This is a genomic window from Microtetraspora sp. AC03309 (assembly GCF_020826795.1).
Taxonomy (GTDB): domain Bacteria; phylum Actinomycetota; class Actinomycetes; order Streptosporangiales; family Streptosporangiaceae; genus Microtetraspora; species Microtetraspora glauca.
This window is the reverse complement of the sequence record NZ_JADDIL010000527.1, coordinates 1-441: the sequence shown is the minus strand read 5'-3', so window position 1 is coordinate 441 and position 441 is coordinate 1. Positions and strand designations below refer to the sequence as shown.

Annotated in this window: 1 protein-coding gene; it reads right to left on the bottom strand. The window is 67.6% G+C overall.

Going from position 1 to position 441, the window contains the following annotated elements; translation table 11 throughout:
* A partial coding sequence (locus IMZ11_RS44195) for an FAD-binding protein (RefSeq protein WP_228649739.1) occupies window positions 1-441 on the bottom strand: 441 nt, incomplete at both ends.

Genomic DNA, 441 nt, shown 5'->3' with positions numbered 1-441 from the left:
GTGGTGGGGATGCCGCCCATGACGTAGTGGCAGGTCGGGTAGACCGGCACCAGTTCCTTGACCGGGTCCACACCCAGGTAGGTGCGGGCGAACTCGGTGATGTCGGGGAGCTTTGCCTCCAGCACGTCCTCGCCGAGGTGACGCACGTCGATGTAGACGTAGTCCTTGTTCGGTCCGGCGCCGCGGCCTTCGAGCACCTCGAGCACCATCGAGCGGGCGACGATGTCACGCGGCGCGAGGTCGACGATGGTCGGCGCGTAGCGCTCCATGAACCGCTCGCCCTCGCCGTTGAGCAACCGGCCGCCCTCGCCGCGCACGGCCTCGGAGATCAGGATGCCCAGGCCGGCCAGGCCTGTCGGGTGGAACTGGTGGAACTCCATGTCCTCCAAGGGAAGTCCCTTGCGGAAGATGATGCCCAGGCCGTCACCGGTCAGGGTGTGG